Source organism: Streptomyces sp. NPDC006691, assembly GCF_042869955.1.
In the GTDB taxonomy this organism is placed as follows: Bacteria; Actinomycetota; Actinomycetes; order Streptomycetales; family Streptomycetaceae; genus Streptomyces.
In genome coordinates, this window is sequence record NZ_JBIAGW010000006.1 from 324357 (window position 1) to 349083 (window position 24727).

Here is a 24727-nt window from a genome sequence, read left to right on the forward strand (position 1 = left end):
GGTCGGAGTCAGACGGTGCTGAGCGCCACGGGTGGCGCGGGGTTGCCCAGGAGGGTGGGCCCGAGGCCCGGTGGGGTGGCCCGTGCGGGGGCCGGTGGTCGGGCGGGGCTGTCGTACCAGGCGCGCAGGGCGTTGCGCACGGTTTCGTGCCGGCTGTGCACGGAGTCCTCGTCGAAGGTGCGCTCGCGGGCGTAGAGCCGGACGAGCGGGTGGAAGGAGTAGCGGACACCGCTGCCCACGACGAAGTCCGCCTCCAAGAGGTGACGGGCCGTCAGCCACTCCAGGCGCTCCTCCGTCCGGTCGGCCGGGAGGCCGAGTGCGGCGGCCGCGACCCGCACGGGGAACGAGGGCATCTCCAGCAGGCTGAGCAACCGGAACGCCCTGCGCTCGGGCACGCCGACGCCGCGGTAGCTCAGGGCGAGGCTGTCGCGCACACTGAGCTCGCCCACGGTCAGCTCGTCGAGCCGCCTGGCCTCCAGGCGCAGCCGCTCCGACATCTGGGCCAGCTGCCAGTGCGGCCGTTCCAGCAGCCGGGCGCCGACGATCCGTACGGCCAGGGGGAGCGCCCCGCACCGCTCGATCAGCTCCCGGGCGGCCTCCTGCTCGGCGCGGACCCGCTCGGGCCCGATCATGCGCCCCAGGATGTCGGCCGCCTCGGCGGGGTTGAGCAGTCCGAGCCGGACGTGCTCGGTGCCACCGAGCGTGGGCAGCATCGCGACACTGGTCACCAGGGCGGCGCAGGTGTCGGACGAGGGAAGCAGCGGCCGCACCTGGGCCTCGTTCGCCGCCCCGTCGAGGACGATCAGGATGCGCCGGTGCGCGAGCAGCCCGCGGTACAGGGCCAGCAGGGACGCGGGCTCCTCGGGGACGGCGGCGGGCTGCACACCCAGGGCGCAGACCAGTTCGCGCAGGACGTCACCGGCCGCGCGCGGCCCCGCGTCGCCTTCGAGTTCCACGTACAGCCGGCCGTCGGGGAAGTGCTCGCTGACGGCGTGTGCGACCCGCACGGCCATGGTGGTCTTGCCGACACCGGCGCCGCCGTGCAGCGTCAGCGTCTTGGGGTGCGGCCCGGTGCCCCGGGACTGCGTCCCCGAAGCCGGGGCCGGGTCCTGGAGCAGCCTTCGCACGATGTCCGCTTCCAGCCGGGGCCGGGCGAACTCGGCGAGGCTGGGCGGCAGGGAGAACAGGGGCGCGCGGTGTGCGGGCCCGCTGGGGGCCGGTGCGGAAGCGTCCTGTTCCGGCCGTTGCTGCCCTCCTTGCAGGCCGCCCAGTATGTGCTGGTGGGCGCCGCGGAGTTCTTCGCCGGGGTCCACCCCCAGTTCCCGGTCGAGCAGTTGACGGGCTTCCTGGTACGTCGCCAGTGCGTCCGCCTGTCGGCCGGCCCCGTAGAGCGCTTTCATCAGGCGGCTCAAAGCGCTTTCCCGGAAAGGGTGTTCGGAGACGAGCGCTTTGAGCCGCGGCAGTACCTCCGCGTGCCGGCCCACCGCCATTTCCGCGTCGGCCCAGTGTTCGGTCGCGTTCAACCAGCGTTCCAACAGGGCCGCACCGTCGCCCTGTTGGAGATTCTCCGAGGGGATGTCGACCAGCGGGATGCCACCGGTCTCGTCGAGCGCGGCGCGAAAGAGGCGGGCACGCTCTTCCGCGTCACCGGCCCGGTGGGCCTGGGCCAGGAGCCGCTCGAAGCGGCCGAGGTCCAGGCGGTCGCTGTCCACGTCGATCGCGTAGCCGGAGGAACGGCTGACCACGGCGTCGGGACCGAGGACCTTGCGCAGCCGGGCGATGTATCCCTGGAGGGTTTTGCGCGCGGTCAGCGGGGGCTCGTCGCCCCACAGATGCTGTATGAGTTCCTCCTGCGTGACCGCACGGTTGGCGCGGAGCAGCAGAGCCGCCAGGACAATTCTGTGCTTGGCCTGGGGAATTTCTGTGACGTGCCCATTGCGCCGTACCGTCAACGGACCGAAGACACCGAACTGGAGATCGTCCAGCATTCCATACCCCCTGGGGTGAGGGCCCTACTCAGGCGGAAAAGAGAGACACCCCCGCGACTTCTCTTCACACCTCAGAGCCAGGACTCTTCTCACTTATCTTGATGACATCGTGCTCGGCCAGCTCGGTGAACAGTTCCACAACGTCATCGACGACGGTCGCCTGATCGATGTCGTATTCTTCCGCGATGAGCCGCGCAATGTCCGTCACCGTGCGGACCCCGTCTATCTGGCGCCAAATGAAGGTGGCCGATTCGGTGAGCTCGTAGAAGTGCTGATATCCGCCGACGATCGTCTTCCCGCGATGATTCCTGATCTTCACATTCAGCGGCAGGGAGGCCACGGTGGCCGGCCCCACGGGGGCGGTGCGGTCGCCACTCATCAGACGGTCACCTCCATCGAAATGCGCTGGCAGACGGCGATGGTCTCCTCGATCCACTTCTGCGGGTTGTCCGGGTCGAAGGACCGCATGGTCTCGATCGCCCAGTACGCGTCGAACGGAAGCAGCTCGGGATCGAGGATCTGCATCCGACGGGCCCGCCACTTGGGCCACAGGCTGCCGAACTGGCCGAGGCTCGCCTGGAGCGCGTCCACGGCGTGGCTGAAGGCGGTCCGGGCCGCGATGACGGCGCTGTGCAGATCTCCGCGGGCGATCTGACCTGCGACGTCCTCGGTGTAACTGTCCGCCTGCCTGAGCGAGTTGACGATCAGCACCGAGCGGTGCGCCGAGGAGGCGAGGGTGGCGCGGGTGCGCTTGAGCCACTGCCCGTCGTCCGCGGCGGCGGCATAGGGGAGACGTTCGAGCAGGGCTATCTCGTGATAGCTGAGGGTGCGCCAGGTTCCCTGCTCGTCGGCGAACTGCTCGGGAGTGATCTTGGCAAGCACCTGGTCGAGCTGCGAGGCCGTCCAGTATTCGACGTCCCAGCGGCGCCCGTCCACGAACGTGCCCTCGTACTGGAGCGTGTTGGGTTCAAGCGCCACGTGGTTGGTCTCGTCGATACTGCTGTTCCATACATCTTTGGTGACCACATGCACATCGAGATCGCTGGTCGGGTTTCCCCATCCGCGAATCAGAGAACCGCTTGCGAATACCGTCTCGTATTCACTGGGCAGCAAATTACGGCTCTTCAGTTCGCCGATTACACCACTTACATCGTAGGTCATGCGACCATGCCTTTCCATTGTGCCGGTACGCAATAGTCCAAGATCGTTGGAACGCCGCACCCACTCGACGATATATCCCATTCGTCGAGGCTGTTCACCCGGGCCGAGCAGGCAATGCCATTCACGTCAGTCATGTGCCCCCGGACCGCTGGATGCGACCCTAGCAACGATCTTGACCGACGGTCATCGGGGTCCGCTGCGACCTCAATCACATGCACAACGGGTTAAGAAACGGTACGTGCAGGCTCGACCGGGTGCCGTCAGGAATACATCCAAAGAATGGCCGGATCCAGACTTTGCGCGAATGTCTGCGGAGAATGGCCGGATCCGGTCTCTGCGCCGCGGGCGGCCCGGAACCGCGAGCTCGGGGACGCGGACGGGGTGCTCGGTCTGTGGCATGCGCTTCCTCAAGGGCCGGAGTGCGGCACATCATGGGATGTGGCCGGTGGTGTCCTGGAGGTTTTTGGGAGGTGCGCCGCCAACCCCGGTGCGGGGCGGGTGCTTAGCGGAAACTTTGCAGGTCGAAGGTGGTTCTCGGCATGATCGTCAGCCAACCTGGGCACATCGACCCCAACGACTGACGTGGTCGAAATACGCTTCGTGACGACTGGAGAGCCCTATGCCGAGCACCGTTCACCGCAGGGGAACCGCCGTCGCCGTCGAGGGGGACTTCCCCCAAGTGGGCGATGCGGTACGGCCGTTCACGCTCGTGGGCAAGGATCTGTCGGACGTATCGCTGTCGTCCCTCGGGGACACCCGCAAGGTCCTCAACATCTTCCCGAGCGTCGACACCGGCACCTGTGCGGCGTCCGTCCGCAGGTTCAACGAGCTCGCCGGCGAACTGACCGACACGGTGGTCGTGTGCGTGTCGGCGGACCTGCCGTTCGCCCAGGCCCGGTTCTGCGGGGCCGAAGGCCTGGACTCGGTGGTCGCCCTGTCGACGATGCGCGGGCGGGAATTTCACACCGCGTACGGAGTCGCCCTCGCCGACGGCCCCCTCGCGGGCCTGACCGCCCGCGCCGTGATCGTCCTGGACGCCGCGAACCGGGTCATCCACGCCGAGTTGGTCGATGAGATCTCGTCGGAGCCCGACTACGAGGCGGTGCTGAAGGTTCTGGCCAAGGTCTAGGGATCTGGCGGTGGTCCCGGCCGCTTCCGCCGTCGGCGTCCCGAGCCCGGCCACGGCGCGCACGGGCCGGGCCCCGGGAGTCCTGCTCCCGCCCGGAGCCCGGCAGCCCACCGGCCCTCGCACGGCACCGGCGCCCCTGGTGTTCCCGCCGGGGCCGGTACCGCCTGCCGCACCAACTGCCCCGGTGCGGCTACGCCTTGCGCAGGCGCGCGACGATCCCGTCCAGGTCGCGGACGAACAGGTCGGGCCGCACGAAGTGACCGCCCGGCACCTCGTACCACTCGCAGGGAATACCGGCCCGGTCGAGGTAGCCGCGCCACTCCCGCTGGGTTTCGAGCACGGCGGTCTCGTTGAAAGTGTCCCAGAAGGTGGGCTCGGGGCTGGTGCCGGCCACCAGGTAGATCCGCTTGTCGCGGTAGCTCTCGACCCGCTCGCACGGGTTGTCCATGCTGACCCGGTTCTGGTCCCACGGCACGCCGTAGACGGTGCCGCCGCCCAGCTCGATGGCGGCGGAGGAGGCGTTGGCCCACTGCACGACGCCACCGGCGATGCCGCCCGCGTAGCCCCGGAGGCTGGCCGGCCCCGAGTGCGCGCTCACCGAGGCGAAGTGGCCCCAGTACTTGGCGGCGTACTTCAACGCGCCGAAGCCGCCCATCGAGAACCCGGAGACGGCCCGGCCGTCGTACTCCGCGAAGGTGCGGAAGTTCGCGTCGATCCACGGGATCAGCTGGTTGATGTGGAAGCTCTCCCAGTTGCGCGGGCCGACCGTGGAGCTGACCGGGTTGGAGTACCAGCCCGCGTGGCCGCCGTCGGGCATCACCACGATGACCGGTTTGCCGGCCGTCCAGTCGCGGATGCCGAGGCGGTCGAAGGTGATGAAGTCCTGGCCGTCGCCGCCGCCGTGCAGCAGATAGAGGACGGGGTAGGTGCGGCCGCTGGAGTGGTAGTCGTCGGGGAGCAGGACGTTGACCGCGGGGTTCCAGCCGATCTCGGCGGTCTGGAAGCGGTAGTACCACATACGGGGGTCGCCCTCGCCGCGCTCCACGATGCGCAGTCCGAATCCGTCGTCGGCGGCGCTGGCCGTCGACGCCGTCGACAGTACGGTCCCGGCGCCGAGGGCCAGCGCGGCGCCTGCGCCGCCGACGGCCTTGAGGACATTCCTGCGGGTGGGGCGATGCTGCTCGCTCAACGGATCCTCCTGAACGGTGAAAGACGGGTGGGACACGAGTAAGTACGCCTGCGCGGGAGTCGGTTGAAGAGGTGCCGGCCCGCGCGGCAGCCCGGGGCGACGATCCGCAAGCTAGCCGTGGTGCGCCGCGGGCGGCATCCGGAACCATCCGGAGTGACAGCCGGCCCGGTCCGCGGTGGACTGTGGCCGGTGGCAGCGGACCGGCGAGAGCCGAGGCGGCAGGCCGGGGACCGCCGACGACCCGATGCGGTGCGGCTTGCTGCCGCCGCACCGTTCGCGCACGCCTCACCCGGTGGGCGTGGGCGCCGGGCAGTCGGGGACGGAGGGGTGGTCCTTGGTGCGGACGGCCGGCAGCCAGGCGGTGCTCCGGCCGGCGTCGACCCGGGGCAGCCTGACCCGGTACCACTCGGCGGAGTGCGTGTCCGCCTCGTCGATGATCGGCATGCCGAGGGGGAGCCGGCAGTCGACACCCAGTTCGTCGCCGTGCCACACCCGGGTCGCCACCACGTTGTCGACCGTGTAGGGCCGCATCGGGTCGATCGCCAGGCCGAGACTGCAATCGGCGTTGCGGTCGCTGCGGCCCCGGCAGCTGGGCTCGGCGTTGAACACCTCGATGCGGCCGGGGGGGTCGGCGCTCGGGTCGTCGGATGCGGTGCCGTGCGCGAGGTGCGGCCAGACCGTGGCGCCCACCGCGCACACCGCGAGGGCGGCGAACGCGGCTCGTCTTCGGCCACGGCGCAGCCCGGCCCGTGCGAGGGGCGATGCCTGTGGCATCGGCCGCTCGGCGATGCGGGCCAGCAGGCTTTCGGCGGTGTGCGGGGCGCGGGCGGAGTGCGTCGGAGCGAGGCAGTCGGCGGTCAGCGCGCGCCAGAACGGCGGCAGCGCGCCGTCGAGGCGCAGCGGCGTCCGGCCGTCGGCGTACTCCTGGGTCGCCGCGCCGCGCGCCATGGGGGTCGCGCCGGGGAAGGGGGAGGCGCCGGACGCGAACAGTTCGTGGACGGTGATGCCGAGCGCCCAGATGTCGGCACTCGGCCGGATCTCGACCCCCTGCTCGCCGAGCGGCGCCTTCCAGCGCTCGGGCGGGAGGTAGTCGAAGGTGCCCATGGGAGGTGCGTAGCCATGGGTGCCGTGGGTGCCGGTCAGCTGGGTGACGAGCCCGAAGTCGGAGAGCTTCGCCGAGCCGTCCGCCATGAGCAGGATGTTGTCGGGCTTGAGATCGCCGTGCACCCATCCGTCGCGGTGGAGCTGTCCCAGGCCCTCGCAGATCTCCGTGATGAGGCGGGCGCCCTCGGCCTCGCTCACGCCGGTGGCGAGCAGATCGCGCAGACTGCGTTCGGCCCGCTCCATGACCAGCACGATCGCGCCGTCGAGGAGCGGACGTCCGGGTTCGGCGAGTACGAAGGTGTCGAGCAGGCGGATCAGTCGCGGATGCGAGGAAGCGCGGCCGAACTCGACCTCGCGCCGGGCGGTCTCGGCGACCTTGCGGGCCTGGTGCGGTGACAGCCCTGCGGTGGGCAGCACCTTGAGCGCCACGGACTCCTCCCCCGGCACCCCCTGTTCCCGGCCCTCGACCAGGCGCCCCGCGTGGACGGTCGCCCAGCCGCCGGCTCCGATCGGCCCGGTGACCTCCCAGCGGTCCACCCGGTAGCCGGGTGGCAGGAGTTCGGCGCGGTCACTTCCCGAGGTGTCGGCCGGACCGTGCACCGTCCCCTCCTCCGGTCCGCCGGTGCTCACGTGGTGCGGGTCCGTGGCTCATCCGGCCGTCCCCCGCTCCTGACCGGCCGCGCCGCTCCGGGGCGGAAGGAGCGCGAGGTGCTCCTCACGGACCAGGCCGAAGCGCAGGACGAGCCCGACGATCGCCTCGCGTTTGCCGTTGCGGCGGGCCTCCCTGCGGGGCCCGGTCTCCGCGGGCGCGCTGATCCGCATCTTCTCGTCGGCGAGGTAGTCGATGTGCGAGCTGACCGCCCTGGCCGTGAGCCGGCCGCACGCGGGGTGGTTCTTGAGCCGGTCCACGATCTGGGGCGTGGTCGGCACCGCGACCGGCGACTCGTCGCGCAGCCTCGGTTCGCAGAGCGCTACGAGGATGAGGAAGTACAGGGCCGTCTCGTCCAGGGAGTACGCGGTGACGGTCCGGCTCCCCCACTGTCCGTGCAGTCCGTCCGGGTCCAGGTAGACGTGGTCGGGGGCGAACACCTGGAAGGCGACGGAGGTGTTGCGGGTGGGCAGCACGACCCGCGAGAACTCGAACGGGATGGGGGCGCCGGCCCGTCTCGGTGGCACCCGCAGATACTCCCCCGCCCCTTCCGGGTTCTCCACCAGATAGCTCTGGGTCGCGCTGAGGTTGCTGAGCTGCCAGTGGTCGTCCGTCACCCTGATCTCGCCGGCGAGCCGGGAGATCGCCTCGTCGTCCAGGCGGAGCTCGACCGGAGTCGTCGCCGATCCCCGTCCGAAGCGTGCCACTTCGCCCGGGCCGAGCCGCAGTGTGACCGCGTCTCCGCACGGCTCGCCCTGTGCGTCGCCCCTCCCCCCGGGCAGATGGATCACTACCCCGCTCACGGCCCCCTCCTCGCCCCGCGTCACCGATGCTCACTCGGATCGAACGTTACACATCCTGACCATGGGTCAACTCCTGTGTTCTGGCCGAATTCAGGCCCCGGCGTCGGGCCCGGCCGAACCCGGCCCCGACGGGGCGAGGACGGCGCCCGCCAGGTGCTCGCGGAACCAACGATGGCCGGGATCGGCCGAATTGCGGGGGTGCCAGGCCACGCCGAGGTCGAGGGGGGCAAGATCGAGCGGTATCGGGAAGGTGCGCAGGCCGAGGGCGGCGGTGGTGGCGGGGAGCCAGTCCGCCAGGGTGAGCGCGACGAGGTCGGTGTCCCGGGCGAGGATCATCGCGCTGGTGTGGCTGGGCACGACGACGGCCACCCGGCGTTCCAGCCCGAGCGCGGCGAGGGCCTCGTCGATGGGGCCGTTGCGCTTGCCGTGCCGGGAGATGCCGATGTGGCCCGCGGCGGCGAAACGGCGGGCGTCGATGGGCCCGTCGAAGAGGGGATGGCCGCCGCGGGCCACGCCCACCAGCACCTTCCGGGTGAGGTGCCGGGTACGGACCTCCGGGTCGAGCCGGCCGAGCACGCCGAGCTCGACGTCCACCGTGCCGTGCCGCAGCGCGGGGCCGCCCTCCAGCGCCTCGGGCAGGAAGACCACGTCCACGTGCGGCGCCTCGGCGCGGACCCGGTCGGCCAGCGGCCCGGCAAGCCCGGCGAGCAGCAGATCGGCGGCCTGCACGGTGAAGCTCCGCCGCAGATGTACGGCATCGAAGCCCGCGCCCGGCCGCAGTACGTTGTCGCAGGACTGGAGCAACTCCCGGACGTCTTGGCGTAGTTCGAGCGCCCGCGGGGTGGGGACCATGCGCTGGCCGGCCCGGACCAGGAGCGGATCGCCGACGGTCCGTCGGAGCCGGGCGAGGGTGCGGCTGACGGCCGCGGGCGAGGTGCCGAGGCGCTCCGCGGCGCGGGTGACGCTGTTCTCCCGCAGCAGGGCGTCCAGGACGCGCAACAGGTTGAGATCCATGCGGCGGGCGCTCCTGAACCACGTCTGTACTTCTGGGCCGGTGAGGGAACGCCCATTGTTCCACCGGCCCGGCACCGGCCCCGGGCCGCCCCGCGGAGGCGGCCCGGGGCGGCCCGCCCTTCAGGAGTGGCGGGAGTGGTCTCAGGAATGGCTGAGCACGTTGATGACCCGGCCGTTCGGGTCGCGCACGAAGAAGCGGCGCACCCCCCACTCCTCGTCCGTCAGGGGGTGGACGATCTCGGCCCCGCGCTCCACCATCGCCCGGTGCGCCGCGTCCACGTCCTCGACCTCGATGCTCACGTCGGGCATCACCGGCGCCGTCGCATCCTTGGTCATCAGGCTCAGCTGCACGGCCGGGTTGTCCTCGGAGGCCAGCGTCACGATCCAGCCGTGGTTCATCACTTCCTCGAAGCCGAGCACCCCGTAGAAGTCGGAACTCTCGGCCAGGGCCTGGCCCTCGGACGGGAAGTTGGGAACGATCCGGCGAACGTACATGAGCCACTCCGTGGACGCGGGAACATGCGGGAGGCCCACGGTACCTAAGGCGGGGCGGTCCCACCGGCCGCACGCGGCGGACCTTTCCGCACTCTGTCCGGTCCGTGGGGGGCCCTGCCGGGCCGGGGTTGGATGGGCCGCACCATTCGATGTCCAGCCGTACGGGAGGCGCGATGCGGCTCACCACCACCTCCGGCGACACTGTCCCGGAGCGACTCGTCGAGGAGTTGCGCGAGCAGTTGCGCGGCCCCCTCATCACCGAGGCGGACCAGGAGTACACCGAGGCGAAATCCATCTGGAACGCCTACTTCGAGAAGCGGCCGGGCGCGCTGGCCCGCTGTGCGGGGGCGGCGGACGTCGCCACCGTCGTGCGGTTCGCCCGTGAGCACGACATCCTGCTCGCGGTGACGGGCGGCGGGCACTGCTTCGCCGGCACCGGCAGCGTCGAGGGCGGCCTGGTCATCGACACGTCCGCCATGAAGGGCGTCAAGGTCGACCCGTCGGGCCGCACCGCGCTCGCCCAACCCGGCCTGGTGCAGGGCGAGTTCGACGCGGAGACCATGCACTACGGCCTCGCGGTCACCGGCTCCCAGGAGTCGTACATCGGGATCGGCGGCATGACGCTCGGCGGCGGCCTCGGCTGGCTCGCCCGCTACCGCGGACTGCTCGTCGACAACCTGATCTCCGCCGACGTGGTGCTCGCCGACGGGACGCTGCGCCGGGCCAGCCTGGAGGACGACCCGGACCTGTTCTGGGCGATCCGCGGCGGCGGCGGCAACTTCGGGGTGGCCACGTCCTTCGAGTACAAGCTGTATCCGCAGGGCGACTGCCTCGCCGGGCTGCTGGCCTTCCCGGTCGCGGAGACGGGTGAAGTCGCCCGCCGTCTGGGCGAGTTCAACAAGACGGCGCCGGACGCGCTGACCACCTCCTTCGCCTTCCTCACCGTGGACGGCGAGCCGGCGGTCGGTCTCGGCTACGTCCACGCCGACCCGGAGGCCGGGGGCGAGGAGGCGGTGGCGCCGCTGAGCGGCCTCGGCCGCAAGCCGCTGCTCAACCACGTGGGCCGGATGCCGTACCTGGCCGTGCAGCGGATGCTCGACGACAACACCGTGGCCGGCCGGCGTCTGTACGCCCGGTCCTTCCACTTCGACGAGCTGCACGCCGAGGCCCTCGACATCCTGGGCGAGGGCTTCACCACCAACCCCTCCGCGCTGTCCCTCGTCGGCGGCGGTCTGATGGGCGGCGTGATGGCCCAACTCCCGCCGGAGGCAACGGCGTTCCCGCACCGCACCGGCTATCTGGTCAGTGTGCTGAGCCAGTGGGAGGACCCGGCCGACGACGCGGCCAACGTGGAGTGGACCCAGCGGGTCTACGAGCGCGTGCTCCCGTACACGACCGGCGGGGTGTACGTGAACCACCTCGGCGACGACGGGCCGCAGCGGCTGGGCGACGCCTACGGCCCCAATCTCGACCGGCTCCGCCGTCTGAAGGCGACGTACGACCCGGAGAACCTCTTCCGGGTCAACCACAACATCCTTCCGGCCGGCTGACCTCCGGGCAGCGCGAGGGGGCCACCGGATCACCGGTGGCCCCCTTCGTCGTGGGCGCCGTTCGTCAGGTGCGGGGGCGCGCCCCGCGCGGTCAGGTGGTGCGGGCGACCGGGATGCTGCGGTAGGCGCAGAACGGGAAGCGGAAGCCCGCGGCGCTCGGCTGCCAGTCGGCCTCGCCGGCCGGTTCCAGTTGGCCGGGCCGGTCGAGGAGCCGGTCGAACACGGCCGAGCCCTCCACCCGGGCCAGCATCGCGCCCAGGCAGTGGTGCGCGCCCCCGCCGAAGCTGAGATGGGCGTTGGGCCGACGGGCGAGATCCAGGCGCTCGGGGTCGGCGAACTGCCGCTCGTCGAAGTTGGCGGACGCCAGGAGCAGCACCACGACCCGGTTGGCGCGAATGGTCCGGCCGCCCACCTCGACCGGCTCCAGGGTGAGGCGGGTGGTGGTGTGGATGGGGGCGTCCCAGCGCAGGAACTCCTCCAGGGCGGTCGGCATCAACGCACGGTCGGCGCGCAGCCGGCGCTGCTCGTCGGGGTGGTGGATCAGCGCGTGACAGCCGGTGGCGATGAGGTTGGTGGTGGTCTCGAAGCCCGCGTAGTAGAGGAAGAGCGCGTTGTCGACGGTCTCCTGCTCGGTGAGCGGGCGGTGTTCGTCGTCCCGGGCCAGCGCGATCGCGCTGAGCAGGTCGTCGCCCGGGTCGGTGAGGCGCCGGCGCAGTAGCCCGCGCAGGTACTCGCGCAGCCAGCGCACCCCGTCGTGGGCCGCCGCGCGTTCCTCCTCGGGGATGAACACGGCGAAGGCCTTGGCGACGTCGAGGGAGCGGCGCATGACCTCGGCGCGGTCGCCGTGCGGGATGCCGAGCAGGGTGCTCATCACCAGGACGGGCAGCGGCTGGGCGAGGTCGGTGACGGCGTCGAAGGAGCCGCGCTCCTCGGCGGCCGTCAGAAGCTCGTCCACCAGGTCGCCGATCAGGCCGCCCAGGGTGCGCACGGTCGTGGGCGGGAGCGCCTTGGTGAGCAGCCGGCGCAGCCTCGTGTGGTCGGGCGGGTCCCGGTCGATGACGATGCCGCGCAGGAAGTCCACGGCAGGCCCGGCGCCGACCGACATCTCCTGGAACTCGACCGGGAAGGCCCGCCCGAGCCGGCGGTCCTTCAGGAGCCGCGACACCTCGTCGTACCGCGTGACGACCCACTGCGCCGGGCCTCCCCGGCACAGGGGGCCCGCCTCGCGAAGCCTCCGGTAGACCGGATAGGGATCACGCAGCAGAGCCGCGTCGTCAAGACTGAACCTGGGCAGTTCCCTGTCTCTCACATCGGTCACAACTGGCAGCGTAGGACAGCCGACCCGGTCTTTCCGTGCCCTGAAAGGAAAGGGACAGAACAACTCCACAAGGGAGATCCTGTCTGTCGTCCGGTCCCGCACGGGCGATTCCCGCTGCTAGGATCCGGGCCGAAATCACGGCTTTCGACAGGAGAGCGGCATGGCTTCGGAACTGCCCCTGAGGTTCAATTCACGCGCCCCTGAAGTACTGTCCGATCCGTACCCCGTCTATGCGGAACTGCGCGCCTCGGGGCCACTGAGCCGGGGCGGCCCGGGTCAGTGGGTGATCAGCCGGTACGCCGATGTGGTGCCGCTGCTTCGAGATCGCCGGCTGAGCCACGAATACCCGCCGGAATACCATGAATTCAGTATCGGCGACGGCCCGGCGAACAGCTTCTTCCAGCGAATAATCCTGGATCGCGACGCGCCCGATCACACACGTCTGAGGCGCCTGATGGCAAAGGCGTTCAGCCCGCGTCTGGTGCAGCGCATGCATGATTTCATCGAGCAGCAGGTGGAGGCACTGCTCGCCCCGGGTCTGGACGGCGGCCTTTTCGACGCCGTGACCGAGCTCGCCTTTCCGCTTCCGGTCATGGTGGTGTGCGAACTGGTCGGAATTCCCCCGGTGGACCGGGACCTGGTGCGCCCGCACGCCATCCAGCTGGCGAAGGCGTTCGCGCTGTACGTGGCCGAGGAGGACCGGGCCGCCGCGCACGCGGCCGTCGCGTGGCTGCGGGAGTACATCGGGGCGCTGCTCGACGAGCGGGGGCGCAATCTCGGCGACGACCTGCTGTCGCAGATGCTGACGGCCGAGGTCGCCGACGAGCCGCAGGCGCGGCTGAGCCGGGAGGAGATCGTGGACAACACGATCTTCCTGTTCTTCGCCGGCTTCGAGACCACCACCAACCTCATCGCGACGAGCTGCGCGGCGCTGCTCGGCCATCCGCGCGAGCTGGCCAGGCTGCGCGCCGATCCCGGTCTGCTGCCCAGCGCCGTCGACGAGTTCCTGCGCTATGACGCCCCGATCCAGGCGACCGCCCGGATGGCCGTGGAGGAGATCAAGATCGGGGACCGCGCGATCCGGCCCGGGCGGGTGGTGGTGCTCCTGCTGGGTTCGGCCAACCACGACGAGGAGCGGTTCGCCGACCCGGAACGGCTGGATGTGGGCCGTTCCCCCAACCCGCACGTGAGCTTCGGCGGTGGCGCCCACCACTGCCTGGGCGCGGGCCTCGCGCGCGTCGAGGCCCAGGTCGCACTGGGTCAACTGCTCGGCAGGGCCGCCCGGTTCGAGCCCGCCGGCGAGGTGGTCCGGATACCCAGCGTGACGTTCCGCTCGTACGCGAGCGTTCCCGTCGCTTTACGGTGACGGTGGCCAAAATATGAGTGACAGATTTAGCGACGCGGACCCTCACAAGCCCTTAGATTGAGCCTGTTCGTCCGGCTCATATGAGGAGGCGAGGGGGGCACGGCGTAGGTTTGCACCACGTCGTGGAGGAAAGGTGACAGGGGTGGGACAGCCACCGATCTTTATCGGCCACCCCGGCTGAATCGTTACGGCGAAGGACCTCCGTCGGTCGTCAGGCCCCGACGGGCGCCGAACGATTCTGATCCAATGGTCAACAATTTCACGGGCACGCACACGAGGTGAATGGCTTGAACGGGGCTGTCACGTCGGCTCGTCGAGCGTGCTCCATGTGACCGGCGGCAACCGGCTGTTCTCCGGCGTCTCTTCGCGCCGCAATTTCATCGATGGGTGGCTCCCGCTCCGGGTTTCAGGATGCGGGGATGAGTGAGCGTATAACTCCATGGGCGTGGAAGGGGCGCGTACTTGTCACGTGAAGAAGTCCGGTTACTGAGATGGCCGGCGCAACAGGAACTGCGGGATCGCTACCGCACGATCGGCGTGCCTCGCATACTGGTCGTGGAGGCGAGAGCCGAGGCTCCCGTCTGCGAGGACGTCTGCGAGGACTGGGTCAGGGCCCCGATCGCGGCGCACGACTTACAAGCCCGGGTGAACGCCCTCAGTCGACGGTACCGAATGAACCGGCTTCCGTGTCTGGACGAGAGCGGGGTACTGCATTTCTCCTCCCGTTCCGTGACGGTCTCGCCCACCCAGACGGAACTCCTGGAACTGCTGGTACCGAACTTCCGCGAGGTCGTTCCCCGTGAGGCGCTGCGCTACCGGCTCGGCCAGGTCAACGGATCGAGGACGCGCAACGCCCTGGACCTGCACATGATGCGGACCAGGGAACGAATACAACCGCTCGGCCTTTCCATACGCACCGTGTGGGGGCGGGGCTACGTACTGGAGTCCCAGGCCGATCTGGTCTGAGGGCCGATGGAGGTGCCCACGACACGACGGGGACGTGTCGTGGGCACCTCCATGCCGGACCCCGAGCCGTGGGCCCCCCGGTGCCTCACCCCTGTGCCGTGGGCACCTCCGTGCCCGGCCTCCACGCCCTGGGCACCTCCGTGCCGGGCCGCAGGATGACGCACGAGGTGAGCACCAGGCCGTGGGAGCGCTTCCACCGCCCTTCGAAGTGCCGCCCGTCCAGGTCCACGGTCAGGGCGGGCACCCGCACGCGGAAGCGCCCGCTCGTCCCCGGTCCGTGCCGGCCGGGCTCGACCAGGATGCGCAGTTCGGCCAGCCGCGGGACGCGGCCGTCGCCCACGAGAGCCGAACACGCTTTGTAAGCAGCCTCCTTGGCGCTGAACAGCAAGCGCTCTCCGGCGACTTCCGGCCGCATCCGCCCGGCCTCGTCCGTACTGATCAGCCGGTCCCGCACCCGTGCGGGCAGCGGAGCGTCGACCTCGGCGTCGATGCCGAGCGCCCGTGCCGGCCCGGCGCGGCAGAGCGCGGCCCCGCGGAACCCCGGGCAGTGCGTGATGCTGCCGAGGACTCCCGGTGGCCACAGCGGTTCGCCGCGCGGGCCCCGGCCGACCGCCACCGGGGACCCGCCGAGCCGGACGAGCGCCCGGTGCGCGCACCACCGGCCGGTGGTGAACTCCCCTTCCCTGCGCGGCCCGGCTCCCTCGCACAGCGCCCGTTCCACCGCGAAGAGCGGCCCGGACACGTCGTCGGCGCGGGCCGCGCCGACCGCCCAGGGCGGCAGCACGGCCCGCAGCAGCGCGTCAGCGATTTCCGTGCGCACGCATCGCGGCCTTGTCGACCTTGCCCACCGGCGTCTTGGGGAAGGAGTCCACCCGCTCGACCTGGTCGGGCACCTTGTAGGAGGCGAGACCCCGCTCCCGCAGATACGCCTTCAGGCCCGCAAGTCCCGGCTCTTTGGGGCCCGTTGACGGATCGGCGATGACGTACGCGCAGATCCGCTCGCCCAGCATCTCGTCGGCGAGGCCCACCACGGCGACGTCCCGCACCTGGGGGTGGGACAGCAGATGCTCCTCGACCTCCTCGGCGGACACCTTGTCGCCGCCCCGGTGGATGATGTCCTTGGCCCGTCCCATCACCACCAGGTTGCCGTCGGGGCGCAGCCGCACCAGGTCGCCGGTGCGGAAGAAGCCGTCGTCGGTGAACGCCCGCGCGTTGTGCTCGGGCGCCCGGTAGTAGCCGCGGATGGTGTACGGCCCCCGGGTGAGCAGCTCGCCCACCTCGCCCGCCGGCACCGGCCGGTCCTCCTCGTCGACCACCAGGATCTCGTCGTCCGGGCAGAGCGGGCGGCCCTCGGTGTGGGTGATGACCTCGTCCGGGTCGTCGAGCCGGGTGTGGGTCAGCAGCCCCTCGCCGATCCCGTACCACTGGGTCAGCCGGCACCCGAGCCCCTCGCGCACCCGGCGCGCCACCTCCGGCTGGAACTTGGAGCTGCCCACCTGGAGCAGCAGCCCCGACAGGTCCGCCTTCAGGACCTCGGGGTCCGCGAGCCACATCATGACGAGCGGCGGCACCAGGGTCGTCAGGGTGACCCGCTCCTCGATCAGCAGGGGCAGCGCCTCGTCCGGGCTGGGGCTCGCGGCGAGCACCGCCTTGCCACCGCGGAACAGGGTGCCGAGCACGCCCGGGCAGCCGAGCGCCGCGTTGTGCGCGACCGGGGTGGCCGCGAGATAGGCGCTGTCCTGATCGACCCGCAGCGCATCGGCGCAGGCCAGCGCGTTGTACGCGTAGTCGTCGTGGGTGCGTGGGATCAGCTTGGGCAGGCCCGTGGTGCCGCCGGACAGGAGCAGCAGCGCGACCTCGCCCGCGTCGACCGGGGCCAGGTCGACCGGCGGGCACGGCACCGAGTCGAGGGCGGTGAACTCCTGCGCGTCGCCGGACACCAGCACATGCCCCAACTCGGGTATCTCCGCGCGTACTTCACGAGCCAGTACACGGAAGTCATAGCCCTGGAAGCGGTCCGGGACCACGAGGGCGACGGCCTCGGCGCGTCGGCACAGGTGCACCAGTTCGTTGCGCCGGTGGCCGGGCAGTGCCATGACCGGCACGGCACCGAGCCGGAACAGGGCGAAGCAGAGCACCACGAAGTCGGCGCGATTGGGGAGCTGGACCACCACCCGGTCGCGCGGCCGGATCCCGATCCCGTGCAGTCCGGACGCCAACTCCATGGATCGAGCGGCGAGTTGAGTGAAGGTGAGCCTCGTGGCACCGGAGACCACAGCCGTGCGCGGGCCGTGCTCCTCGGCGGCGGCGAGCAGCAGGTCGTACAGGGTGCGGCCCTGCCGGTAGCCACGGTCGCGGTACCGCTCGGTGAACTCGCTCGGCCAGGGGACGAATCCGTCCAGCATGGGCCCCTCCTGCCGGTACGCGGGTGATGCGCGTACGCCGTTGGGTGAGCGCGAGGAGGCTTCCCCGCACGCGGGACAACCAGAGTCCGCCGCGAAGGCGCCTCGGCGCCGGGCCGGTGAAAGACACTCAACAGCATCCGCCGGCCCGTGCCGGAGGGTGCCTAGGCTCCCGCAGCGAAGCCTGATGGGGGACCGAACGGGGAGGTGAACAGGCCGTGGCCGAGGGGCCGTTGCTCGCATGGATCCGCGATCCCGCCGCCGCCCGGGGCATTCACTTCAGCACCCGCGAAGGGGGCTGGCACCACCGCTCCTACCCGGAACTGGCCGCCGACGCGCGGCGCGCGGCCGGCCGGCTGACGGAGGCCGGGGTGGGCCGGGGCGACCTGGTGGCGCTGGTGCTGCCGTCGGGGCCGGCGTTCGTCGCGGCGTTCTTCGGAGCCCTGCTCGTGGGGGCCGTTCCGGCGCCGCTCGCCCCGGAGGGCGCGGGCCGGCCCGTCGCCACCGGACACCAGGAGCGGATGGCCGCCCTGCTGACCGCCGCCCGCCCGCGTCTGGTCGTGGGCGACGGGGTCGGCGGCGCCCGGGCGGCGGGCATCGACACGCTGAGCAGCACCGAGCTCCTCGCGCCCGGGCCCGACGGGCCGGCGCCGGGCGAGATCGAGCACGACCGCACCGCACTGGTGCAGTTCACCTCGGGCTCGACCGGTCCCGCGCGGGGCGTACGCATCGGGTGGGACGGGCTGTGCGACAACCTGGCCGTCATCCGGGCCTGGCTCGGCGTCACTCCTGCTTCCGTCTGGGCGAGTTGGCTGCCCGTCCATCACGACATGGGCCTCGTCGGGTGCCTTCTCGGACCGGTGGTGGCCGGCAACGACCTGTGGCTGATGCGGCCCGAGGACTTCGTGCGCCGTCCGCTGGAACATCTGCGCTGCTTCGGCGAACGGGGCGCCTCGGTCACCGCGACGCCCGCCTTCGGCCTCGATCACATCCTGCGCAAGGTGCATCCCGGCCAACTGGTCGGTCTGGACCTTTCCGCCGTGACCTCGATGGTGGTGGGCGCCGAGCGCATGGCCCCGAGCCTGCTCGACCGCTTCGCCGCCCTGCTCGCCCCGCACGGCTTCGACCGCACGGCCCTGCTGCCCGCCTACGGCCTGGCGGAGGCCACTCTCGCGGTGACCGGGGTGCGGCGCGGCACCGGCTGGCGCCACGAAGGCCCCGTGGTCGGCTGCGGCACCCCGCTGCCGGGCACGACCGTACGCATCGTGGACGAACGGGGCCGGCCGCTCCCGGACGGAGCGGTGGGCGAGATCATCGTGCGCGGCCCCTCCCTCGGCCTCGGCCACCTGGGCGAAGCGGGCACCGGGAGCCGTTTCACGGGCGGTGAACTGCGCACCGGGGACGCCGGTTTCCTCGACTCCGGCGAGCTCTTCGTGCAGGGCCGGCTCGGCGACAGTGTGAAGGTGCGCGGCACCCGGGTGTTCGCCGAGGACCTGGAGCAGTCGCTCCGAGAGGCCGGCGTCCTGCCGCGCGGCGCGGCCGTCGTCCTCGGCGACGACGCGGCGGGGCCGGTGGCCGTCGCGGTGATCGAGGCCGACGGCGGGCCGCGCGACCGGGCCACCGACGACCGCCTGGCCCGGCTGCTCGCGCGCGGCGCCACCGGAGCCCGCACGGTGGTGCACCTGGTGCCCCGCGGCTCGATCCCCTGGACCTCCAGCGGCAAGCCCCGCCGCCGCTCCCTGTGGCGCGCGTATCGCGCCGCACCAACCGACCCGACCCGGACGTAGGAGAGACGGACATGGCCCACACCGAGAGCTCCGTACGCGACAGCATCCTGTCCCTGGTGCGTCAACTCGCCCCGGACGCCGACGAGATGCCCACCGACCGGCCCGCCCACCTGGTCAACGACCTGGGCTACCACTCGCTGGCCCTGCTTGAGCTGGCGTTCGCGATCGAGGACGACTTCGACCTGCCGCCGATCGACGAGGAGACGGGCCGCGGCATCGTCACCACCGAGGACGTGGTGGCCTATGTGCTCACGCAACTGAGGGAACAGAAGCTCCTGGTGGGCTGATTGACAGATCTCTGACAGCAACGGCTCCCATCACCGCATGTGTTGCTACCGTCGCGGCGCGGAGCGTACCCAATGAGTCGATTACAACGCCTTTGCGGCGTTCCGTTCGTACAGGTTCCGCGACCGCGGAGCCTCCTGCGTGAGGAAAGGGGTCCTGCTGTGGCCGAAGCGGCGATCGAGATCGATCGGCTCCGCAAGAGTTTCGGGCCCAAGGCCGCAGTGGACGACGTGTCGTTCTCCGTGGCCGCGGGTACCGTCGTCGGACTGCTCGGGCCCAACGGAGCGGGCAAAACCACCGTCATCAACTGCCTCACCACCCTGCTCACGCCGGACAGCGGCACCGCCCGGCTCGCCGGGCACGACGTCACCACCGACCCGGCCGGCGTCCGGGCGAGCGTCGCGGTCACCGGCCAGTTCGCCGCCGTCGACGAGACGCTCACCGGCCGCGAGAACCTCGTGTTCTTCGGCCGCCTGCTGCGACTGACCCGGGCCGCCGCGAGCGCCCGCGCCGCCGAACTCCTCGACCAGTTCGGCCTGTCCGAGGCCGGTGACATGCCCGCCGGGCACTACTCGGGCGGCATGCGACGCAGGCTCGACCTGGCCGCGAGCCTGGTCGTGCCCCGGCCGATCCTGGTACTCGACGAGCCGACGACGGGCCTCGACCCGCGCAGCCGGCAGGCACTGTGGGACGCGGTGCACCAGTTGGCCCGTGACGGCATGGCCATCCTGCTGACCACGCAGTACCTGGAGGAGGCCGACGCGCTCGCCGAACGCATCGTCGTCATCGACGAGGGCCGGGTGATCGCCGAGGGCACGCCCAAGGAGCTGAAGAGGGACGTGGGCGGCTCGGTCTGCGAGGTGCAGATCACCGACGCGGGCGACCGGGCCCGCGCGGCCGGCGCGCTGGCGGGCTTCGTGGGCGTCAAGGAACGCGACGACGTCCTCGTCGTCCCGATGCGCGGCACCGACGAGCTCTCCGCGATCGTGCGGGCGCTCGACGGCGCGGCCCTGAAGGCCGACGACATCGCCGTGCACCCGCCGACCCTCAACGACGTGTTCTTCGCACTGACCAAGGACCACCGGGGCTCCGAAGGACCGGCCTTCGACGCGGCGGGCGAGGACCGTTCATGAGCGCCCCCGCGGCCCCCGCAGCGTCCCCGGCCCCGGCCGCCCCGGCGGGCCCGGCCTTCCTCAGCGATGTCCAGGTGCTCGCCGAACGCGACTTCAAGCGGTCCTTCAGCAAGCCGGCGCTCTTCGGCACCGTCGTCCAGCCACTGGTGTTCTTCGGCATCTTCTACGCCACCTTCAGCGGCATGCTCTCCGCCAAGGGCATCGACTACGGCCCCTCGGTGACGCCCACGCTGGTGGTCCAGGCCCTGATGTTCATCGCGATCGCCTCGGCGATGGCCCTGGCCACCGACCGCGGCAGCGGTCTCTTCAACCGGCTGCGCACGATGCCGATCAGCAGTTCCGCGCTCGGCACCGCACGGCTGCTCACCGTCGCCGTCGAGGCGGTGATCTCCACCGTCGTGATCACGGTCGTGGCCCACCTGGCCGGATTCCGGTTCCACGAAGGGCCGTTGGCGGCGATCGGCTTCCTCCTGGTCGCCGTCCTGTTCACCGCGGCCCTGGCCGCGGTCACGGCGACCCTCGGTCTCACCGTGCGCAGCCAGGAGGCCTTGGCCGCCTGCCTGTATCTGCCCTATCTGCCGCTGCTCGTCGTCTCGACCGGGTTCGTGCCGGCCAGCCTCTTCCCCGGCTGGCTCCAGCCGGTCGTCAACGCCTCCCCCGTCTCCGCCGTCATCGAGGCGCTGCGCGCGCTGTCGGACGGCAGCACCGGCACCGGCCGGGTCTGGCCCGCCCTCGTGTGGTGCGCCGGGCTGATCCTGCTGTGCGGGTGGACCACCGCGCGCGCCTTCCGGAAGGTGACCAAGTGACCGCGACAACCAGCGCGCCCGCCACCCTTCCCACCCACGGCGGCGGCCTGTGGGCGGAGAGCGGCATCATCGCGGGCCGGGTGCTCAGGCTCTTCGTGCGCAGCCCGATGATGCTGCTCGCCACGTTCGGCTTCCCACTGCTCCAACTGTTCATGCTGCTCGCCGCGTTCAACATCCTGGTGCACGACACCCTGGGCGGGAGCTACGTCGTACGCCTGGCCCCGCTGATCATTCTGATCACGGCCTTCTCGGCCATCGGATCCAGCGCGATCGCGTTCTGGGTGGACATCCGCAGCGGTGTCTTCAACCGGCTGCGGGCCATGCCGATCAACGCCCTGTCCATGCTGTTCGGACGGATGCTCGGCGACCTGGTGCGCATCCTCGGCATCGCCTTCCTGGTGGCGGCCATCGCCTATCTGCCCGGCTTCCGTTTCGAGCAGGGCTTCGGGGCGGCGGTGGGCTTCTTCGTCCTCGTGGCGCTGTTCGGCCTGATGTGCACCTCGATCGCGGTGGTGGCCGCACTGTCCGCCCCGTACCCGCCGGTCATCATGGCGTGGGTCCAACTGCCCACGCTGGCGCTGACGTTGATGTCGTCGGGCTATATGCCGCTGGACGCCTTTCCGAGCGCGATCCGTCCGGTGGTGGCGGCGCAGCCGGTCTCCACGGCGGTGGAGGCACTGGTGGGGCTCTCGCACGGCGGGCCGCTCCTGGTGCCGGTGCTCGCCACGGTCGCGTGGACGGTCGGCATCAGTGTGCTCTGCGCGTTGGTGACGGTCCGTAAGTTCCGTAATTTCGTTGCAGGTTAGCTCCGGTCCCGGCCAGTCCGGCGACCGGGCGAAGGAGGAAGTACGCCCATGCCCCACGCACGTTCCTTCGACACCCCCGGCGACCAGCGGGTCCTCATCGCGGGCTGCGGGATCACCGGCCCGGTGCTCGCGCTGTTCCTGCGGAGCTGCGGATACGAGCCCGTGCTGTACGAGGGCCGCGAGGAACCGGACGACGCGGCCGGGTCGTTCATCAACCTGGGGCCCAACGGACGCGGCGTCCTGGAGAGCCTCGGCATCGCGGACGAGGTCCTGAGCGCGGGCGAGCCCACCACGCGGCTGGTGTTCGCCAACCACCGGGGCCGCACCATCGGCAAGAACCCCGAGCGGACCACGGTCATCAAGCGCGGGCTGCTCAACAAGGGGCTGCGCGACGCGGCCGAGAAGGCGGGCGTGTCCGTCGAGTTCGGCAAACGGGTCGTCGGGGTGGAGCAGGACGGGCCGGGCCGCGTGACGGCACGCTTCGCGGACGGTTCGGCGGCCGAGGGCGCCGTGCTGATCGGCGCCGACGGGATCAACTCCGCGGTCCGTGCGGCCGTGTTCCCCGAGGCTCCGGCTCCCAGTTTCACCCGGGGCGTCGGCTCGGGCGGCTTCGCCCGGACCAAGGGCGCCGGTGAGGCGGACGGCGTCCTGCGGATGGTGTTCGGACTGCGCGGCTTCTTCGGCTACCAGGTGCTGCCCGGCGGGGAGGTGTACTGGTTCGAGAACCACACCGAGCCCGAGGAGCCCGCCCGGGGCTGGGCCGCCTCGATCACCGACGAGCAGTGGCGGGCGGAACTGCTGCGCCGGCACGCGGCCGATCACCGGGTGGTCGCCGGGATACTGCGGGCGACCGAGGGCCCGATAGGCCGCTGGCCGCTCTACGACCTGCCGTCGCTGCCCACCTGGCACCGCCGGAACGTGTGTCTGATGGGCGACGCGGCCCACGCCATCTCGCCGCACCTGGGCCAGGGTGCGGCCCTCGGCATGGAGGACGCCGTGGTCCTCGCCACGTGCCTGCGCGACGAGCCCGATCCCCAGCGGGCGTTCGCCGCCTTCGAGGGCATCCGGCGCCCGCGCGTGGAGGGCCTGGTCCAGCGGGCCCGCAAGACCGGCGGCCACATGACGCCCAACGGGCCGGTGGGCCGGGCGATGCGCGATCTGATGCTCCCCTTCTTCCTGCGGCTGAGCCTGAAGAGCGCGGACGACGTGTACGGCTACCGGGTCCCCTGGGACGCGCCGCACCGCGTGGCCGCGAGGTGAGCGCGCGATGACCGACGTCATCGTGATCGGCGGCGGTCTCGCCGGATCGGCCGCCGCCCTGTTCGCCGCGCGCCGCGGTCACCGGGTCACCGTCCTGGAGAGCGGGGAGCCGCCGCCCGACGGAAGCCCCGACGACGACGTCCTGCGCTGGCGGCGCCCCGAGGTCCCGCACGCCCGCCAGGGCCATGCCTTCCTCGCCCTGGCGACCCGGGTCCTCGGCGAGGAGGCCCCCGACGTCCTGACGGCCCTGGCCGGCCGGGGCGCCGTACCGGTACCGCTGCACGAGGGCCGGCCGGACGCGACCGTCCTGTCCCGGCGCCTGGTGTACGAGGGGGTGCTACGACGGGCGGCACTGGCCCAGGCGGGGGTCACCTTCGTGCACGGCACCCGGGTCACCGGACTGCGGCTCTCGGGTGAGTCCCAGGGCATTCCACGCGTGGTGGGGGTGCTGACCGCCGGGCGCGAGGAGTTCCGGGGCGATCTGGTGGTCGACGCGAGCGGCCGGCGCTCCCGTGTCGCCCGCTGGCTCTCGGACCTGGCGCTGCCGGTGCCGAGCGAGACCGCGCAGCCGTGCGGCTTCTTCTATCTGACCCGGCACTACCGGCTGCGTCCCGGCCGGCGCTTTCCCTCCACCACGGTGCCGCAGGTGGCCGAGCTGGACTACGCGACCGCGCTGGTCTTCCCCGGCGACAACGGCACCTTCCAGCTCTCGGCGACGGTGGCCGTGTCCGACCCGCTGCGCCACCGGCTGCGGGACCCGGCCACCTTCACCCGCTTCCTGTCCGCGGTGCCCCGCACGGCGGTCTGGCTCGACCGCGGGGACCCGATCGACGACCCGGCTCCGATGGGCAACATCGAGAACCGGTGGCGGCGGCTGCTCGACGACCGGGGCCGTCCGTTCGTGGCCGGGCTCGTGCTGCTCGGCGACGCCGCCGTCCAGACCAACCCCACCTTCGGCCGGGGCACCTCCCTCGCCTTCAGCCACGCACAACGGCTGGCCCGGGTCGCGGACGACGCGGCCGGGGACCCGCTCGCCGCGCTGCTGGCGTTCGAGCAGTGGACCGCCGACCATCCCGGGCGCTGGTTCGGGCTCCAACTCGCCACGGACGAGGCCCGGTTCGCCCAGCTGCGGGCCGGTCTGCTCGGACAGCGCGCGGCGCCGGCCGAGGATCTGCCCAACCGTTTCGTACGGGCGATGGCGGTGCTGCGGGAGGACGACGAGGACGTACGGGATGCCGCACTGCGCCTCTACAACATGCTGATGACCCCTCAGGAACTGATGGCGGACCGGGTCGTCTCCCGGCGCATCCTCGCCTTCCTGCGCGACCACCCGCTGCCCGAACCGCCCGTGGAGGGGCCCGGGCGGGCCGCGTTCGAGTCCTTGGTGACGGGCGGTTCTGTACAGGACCTGTCACCGGCGGCACCGCACCCCGCTCCCCGCCGATAGCGTCGGCGGGCGGGCCGCACCGACCGGCGACCGCACCGCGCGGTCCCCGGCCCGGCCCTTCGGCCCGGC

General features: G+C 71.5%; 22 protein-coding genes. 11 read left to right on the forward strand and 11 right to left on the reverse strand.

The genetic code is table 11. The features are described from left to right. Positions 1 to 8: 8 nt before the first annotated feature. The 3 genes from ACFYNP_RS17015 to ACFYNP_RS17025 form a co-directional block, all read right to left on the reverse strand. Complete coding sequence (locus ACFYNP_RS17015; RefSeq protein WP_388786180.1) at positions 9 to 1988, reverse strand: BTAD domain-containing putative transcriptional regulator; 1980 nt, start codon at positions 1986 to 1988, stop codon at positions 9 to 11. 64 nt (positions 1989 to 2052) lie between these two features. Then, the gene (locus ACFYNP_RS17020) at positions 2053 to 2367 is read right to left on the reverse strand and encodes a PqqD family protein (protein WP_388412485.1); all 315 of its coding nucleotides are present in this window, start codon (positions 2365 to 2367) and stop codon (positions 2053 to 2055) included. Then, positions 2367 to 3014, reverse strand: a complete 648-nt coding sequence (locus tag ACFYNP_RS17025) for a hypothetical protein (protein ID WP_388412487.1) — start codon at positions 3012 to 3014, stop codon at positions 2367 to 2369. Before ACFYNP_RS17025 ends, ACFYNP_RS17020 begins: the two co-directional genes overlap by 1 nt. A gap of 754 nt (positions 3015 to 3768) precedes the next feature. Between ACFYNP_RS17025 and tpx the strand changes: the two genes are divergently transcribed. Then, positions 3769 to 4278: a thiol peroxidase gene (gene tpx / locus ACFYNP_RS17030; protein ID WP_388786181.1), complete on the forward strand. Its 510-nt coding sequence runs from the start codon at positions 3769 to 3771 to the stop codon at positions 4276 to 4278. Positions 4279 to 4468: 190 nt separating this feature from the next. On the opposite strand, the gene ACFYNP_RS17035 is transcribed toward tpx, so the two are convergent. The 5 genes from ACFYNP_RS17035 to ACFYNP_RS17055 form a co-directional block, all read right to left on the reverse strand. Next, positions 4469 to 5467 carry an alpha/beta hydrolase gene (locus ACFYNP_RS17035; RefSeq protein ID WP_388412491.1) on the reverse strand — a complete coding sequence of 333 codons (999 nt, stop codon included), beginning with the start codon at positions 5465 to 5467 and terminating at the stop codon, positions 4469 to 4471. Positions 5468 to 5752: 285 nt separating this feature from the next. Further along, positions 5753 to 7171: a serine/threonine-protein kinase gene (locus ACFYNP_RS17040; protein WP_388786182.1), complete on the reverse strand. Its 1419-nt coding sequence runs from the start codon at positions 7169 to 7171 to the stop codon at positions 5753 to 5755. Between the two features lie 48 nt (positions 7172 to 7219). Continuing rightward, complete coding sequence (locus tag ACFYNP_RS17045; RefSeq protein ID WP_388786183.1) at positions 7220 to 8023, reverse strand: serine/threonine protein kinase; 804 nt, start codon at positions 8021 to 8023, stop codon at positions 7220 to 7222. A gap of 90 nt (positions 8024 to 8113) precedes the next feature. Then, on the reverse strand, positions 8114 to 9037 hold the full coding sequence (locus ACFYNP_RS17050) for a LysR family transcriptional regulator (protein WP_388786184.1): 924 nt from the start codon (positions 9035 to 9037) through the stop codon (positions 8114 to 8116). A 141-nt stretch (positions 9038 to 9178) separates the two neighbouring features. After that, positions 9179 to 9532, reverse strand: a complete 354-nt coding sequence (locus ACFYNP_RS17055) for a VOC family protein (RefSeq protein ID WP_388412499.1) — start codon at positions 9530 to 9532, stop codon at positions 9179 to 9181. Positions 9533 to 9681: 149 nt separating this feature from the next. Here ACFYNP_RS17055 and ACFYNP_RS17060 point away from each other — a divergent pair, with 149 nt between their 5' ends. After that, the gene (locus ACFYNP_RS17060) at positions 9682 to 11082 is read left to right on the forward strand and encodes an FAD-binding oxidoreductase (protein ID WP_388786186.1); all 1401 of its coding nucleotides are present in this window, start codon (positions 9682 to 9684) and stop codon (positions 11080 to 11082) included. A gap of 91 nt (positions 11083 to 11173) precedes the next feature. Here ACFYNP_RS17060 and ACFYNP_RS17065 read toward each other — a convergent pair whose 3' ends face one another. After that, a complete protein-coding gene (locus ACFYNP_RS17065; protein ID WP_388786188.1) occupies positions 11174 to 12400 on the reverse strand; it encodes a cytochrome P450 in 1227 nt (408 codons plus the stop codon). A 160-nt stretch (positions 12401 to 12560) separates the two neighbouring features. Between ACFYNP_RS17065 and ACFYNP_RS17070 the strand changes: the two genes are divergently transcribed. Further along, entirely contained in the window at positions 12561 to 13766 is a 1206-nt protein-coding gene (locus ACFYNP_RS17070) for a cytochrome P450 (RefSeq protein ID WP_388412504.1), read from the forward strand. Positions 13767 to 14438: 672 nt separating this feature from the next. After that, positions 14439 to 14732: a helix-turn-helix domain-containing protein gene (locus tag ACFYNP_RS17075; RefSeq protein WP_237549674.1), complete on the forward strand. Its 294-nt coding sequence runs from the start codon at positions 14439 to 14441 to the stop codon at positions 14730 to 14732. 85 nt (positions 14733 to 14817) lie between these two features. On the opposite strand, the gene ACFYNP_RS17080 is transcribed toward ACFYNP_RS17075, so the two are convergent. Continuing rightward, on the reverse strand, positions 14818 to 15552 hold the full coding sequence (locus ACFYNP_RS17080) for a 4'-phosphopantetheinyl transferase (protein ID WP_388786190.1): 735 nt from the start codon (positions 15550 to 15552) through the stop codon (positions 14818 to 14820). Continuing rightward, positions 15533 to 17137, reverse strand: a complete 1605-nt coding sequence (locus ACFYNP_RS17085; RefSeq protein WP_388786192.1) for a (2,3-dihydroxybenzoyl)adenylate synthase — start codon at positions 17135 to 17137, stop codon at positions 15533 to 15535. The genes ACFYNP_RS17080 and ACFYNP_RS17085 overlap by 20 nt, the downstream gene beginning before the upstream one ends. Before the next feature lie 215 nt (positions 17138 to 17352). Here ACFYNP_RS17085 and ACFYNP_RS17090 point away from each other — a divergent pair, with 215 nt between their 5' ends. The 7 genes from ACFYNP_RS17090 to ACFYNP_RS17120 all read left to right on the forward strand — a co-directional run bounded on the left by ACFYNP_RS17090 (position 17353) and on the right by ACFYNP_RS17120 (position 24658). Next, entirely contained in the window at positions 17353 to 18921 is a 1569-nt protein-coding gene (locus tag ACFYNP_RS17090) for an AMP-binding protein (protein ID WP_388786194.1), read from the forward strand. An 11-nt stretch (positions 18922 to 18932) separates the two neighbouring features. Next, positions 18933 to 19208: a hypothetical protein gene (locus ACFYNP_RS17095; RefSeq protein WP_100573228.1), complete on the forward strand. Its 276-nt coding sequence runs from the start codon at positions 18933 to 18935 to the stop codon at positions 19206 to 19208. A 159-nt stretch (positions 19209 to 19367) separates the two neighbouring features. Continuing rightward, positions 19368 to 20339, forward strand: a complete 972-nt coding sequence (locus ACFYNP_RS17100) for an ATP-binding cassette domain-containing protein (RefSeq protein WP_388412510.1) — start codon at positions 19368 to 19370, stop codon at positions 20337 to 20339. Beyond that, the gene (locus tag ACFYNP_RS17105) at positions 20336 to 21145 is read left to right on the forward strand and encodes an ABC transporter permease (protein ID WP_388412512.1); all 810 of its coding nucleotides are present in this window, start codon (positions 20336 to 20338) and stop codon (positions 21143 to 21145) included. The genes ACFYNP_RS17100 and ACFYNP_RS17105 overlap by 4 nt, the downstream gene beginning before the upstream one ends. Further along, the gene (locus ACFYNP_RS17110; RefSeq protein WP_388412514.1) at positions 21142 to 21951 is read left to right on the forward strand and encodes an ABC transporter permease; all 810 of its coding nucleotides are present in this window, start codon (positions 21142 to 21144) and stop codon (positions 21949 to 21951) included. Before ACFYNP_RS17105 ends, ACFYNP_RS17110 begins: the two co-directional genes overlap by 4 nt. Positions 21952 to 21999: 48 nt before the next feature. Then, positions 22000 to 23211 carry an FAD-dependent oxidoreductase gene (locus ACFYNP_RS17115; RefSeq protein ID WP_388786195.1) on the forward strand — a complete coding sequence of 404 codons (1212 nt, stop codon included), beginning with the start codon at positions 22000 to 22002 and terminating at the stop codon, positions 23209 to 23211. Positions 23212 to 23218: 7 nt separating this feature from the next. Beyond that, complete coding sequence (locus ACFYNP_RS17120) at positions 23219 to 24658, forward strand: NAD(P)/FAD-dependent oxidoreductase (protein WP_388412518.1); 1440 nt, start codon at positions 23219 to 23221, stop codon at positions 24656 to 24658. Positions 24659 to 24727: the final 69 nt, after the last annotated feature.

Bases quoted from the DNA above. Each gene is read 5' to 3' on its own strand.
- ACFYNP_RS17015 (WP_388786180.1), bottom strand. From the start codon at position 1,988: ATGCTGGACGATCTCCAGTTCGGTGTCTTCGGTCCGTTGACGGTACGG.
- ACFYNP_RS17020 (WP_388412485.1), bottom strand. From the start codon at position 2,367: ATGAGTGGCGACCGCACCGCCCCCGTGGGGCCGGCCACCGTGGCCTCC.
- tpx (WP_388786181.1), top strand. From the start codon at position 3,769: ATGCCGAGCACCGTTCACCGCAGGGGAACCGCCGTCGCCGTCGAGGGG.
- ACFYNP_RS17050 (WP_388786184.1), bottom strand. From the start codon at position 9,037: ATGGATCTCAACCTGTTGCGCGTCCTGGACGCCCTGCTGCGGGAGAAC.
- ACFYNP_RS17055 (WP_388412499.1), bottom strand. From the start codon at position 9,532: ATGTACGTTCGCCGGATCGTTCCCAACTTCCCGTCCGAGGGCCAGGCC.
- ACFYNP_RS17060 (WP_388786186.1), top strand. From the start codon at position 9,682: ATGTCCAGCCGTACGGGAGGCGCGATGCGGCTCACCACCACCTCCGGC.
- ACFYNP_RS17070 (WP_388412504.1), top strand. From the start codon at position 12,561: ATGGCTTCGGAACTGCCCCTGAGGTTCAATTCACGCGCCCCTGAAGTA.
- ACFYNP_RS17075 (WP_237549674.1), top strand. From the start codon at position 14,439: ATGAACCGGCTTCCGTGTCTGGACGAGAGCGGGGTACTGCATTTCTCC.
- ACFYNP_RS17085 (WP_388786192.1), bottom strand. From the start codon at position 17,137: ATGCTGGACGGATTCGTCCCCTGGCCGAGCGAGTTCACCGAGCGGTAC.
- ACFYNP_RS17095 (WP_100573228.1), top strand. From the start codon at position 18,933: ATGGCCCACACCGAGAGCTCCGTACGCGACAGCATCCTGTCCCTGGTG.
- ACFYNP_RS17105 (WP_388412512.1), top strand. From the start codon at position 20,336: ATGAGCGCCCCCGCGGCCCCCGCAGCGTCCCCGGCCCCGGCCGCCCCG.
- ACFYNP_RS17115 (WP_388786195.1), top strand. From the start codon at position 22,000: ATGCCCCACGCACGTTCCTTCGACACCCCCGGCGACCAGCGGGTCCTC.
- ACFYNP_RS17120 (WP_388412518.1), top strand. From the start codon at position 23,219: ATGACCGACGTCATCGTGATCGGCGGCGGTCTCGCCGGATCGGCCGCC.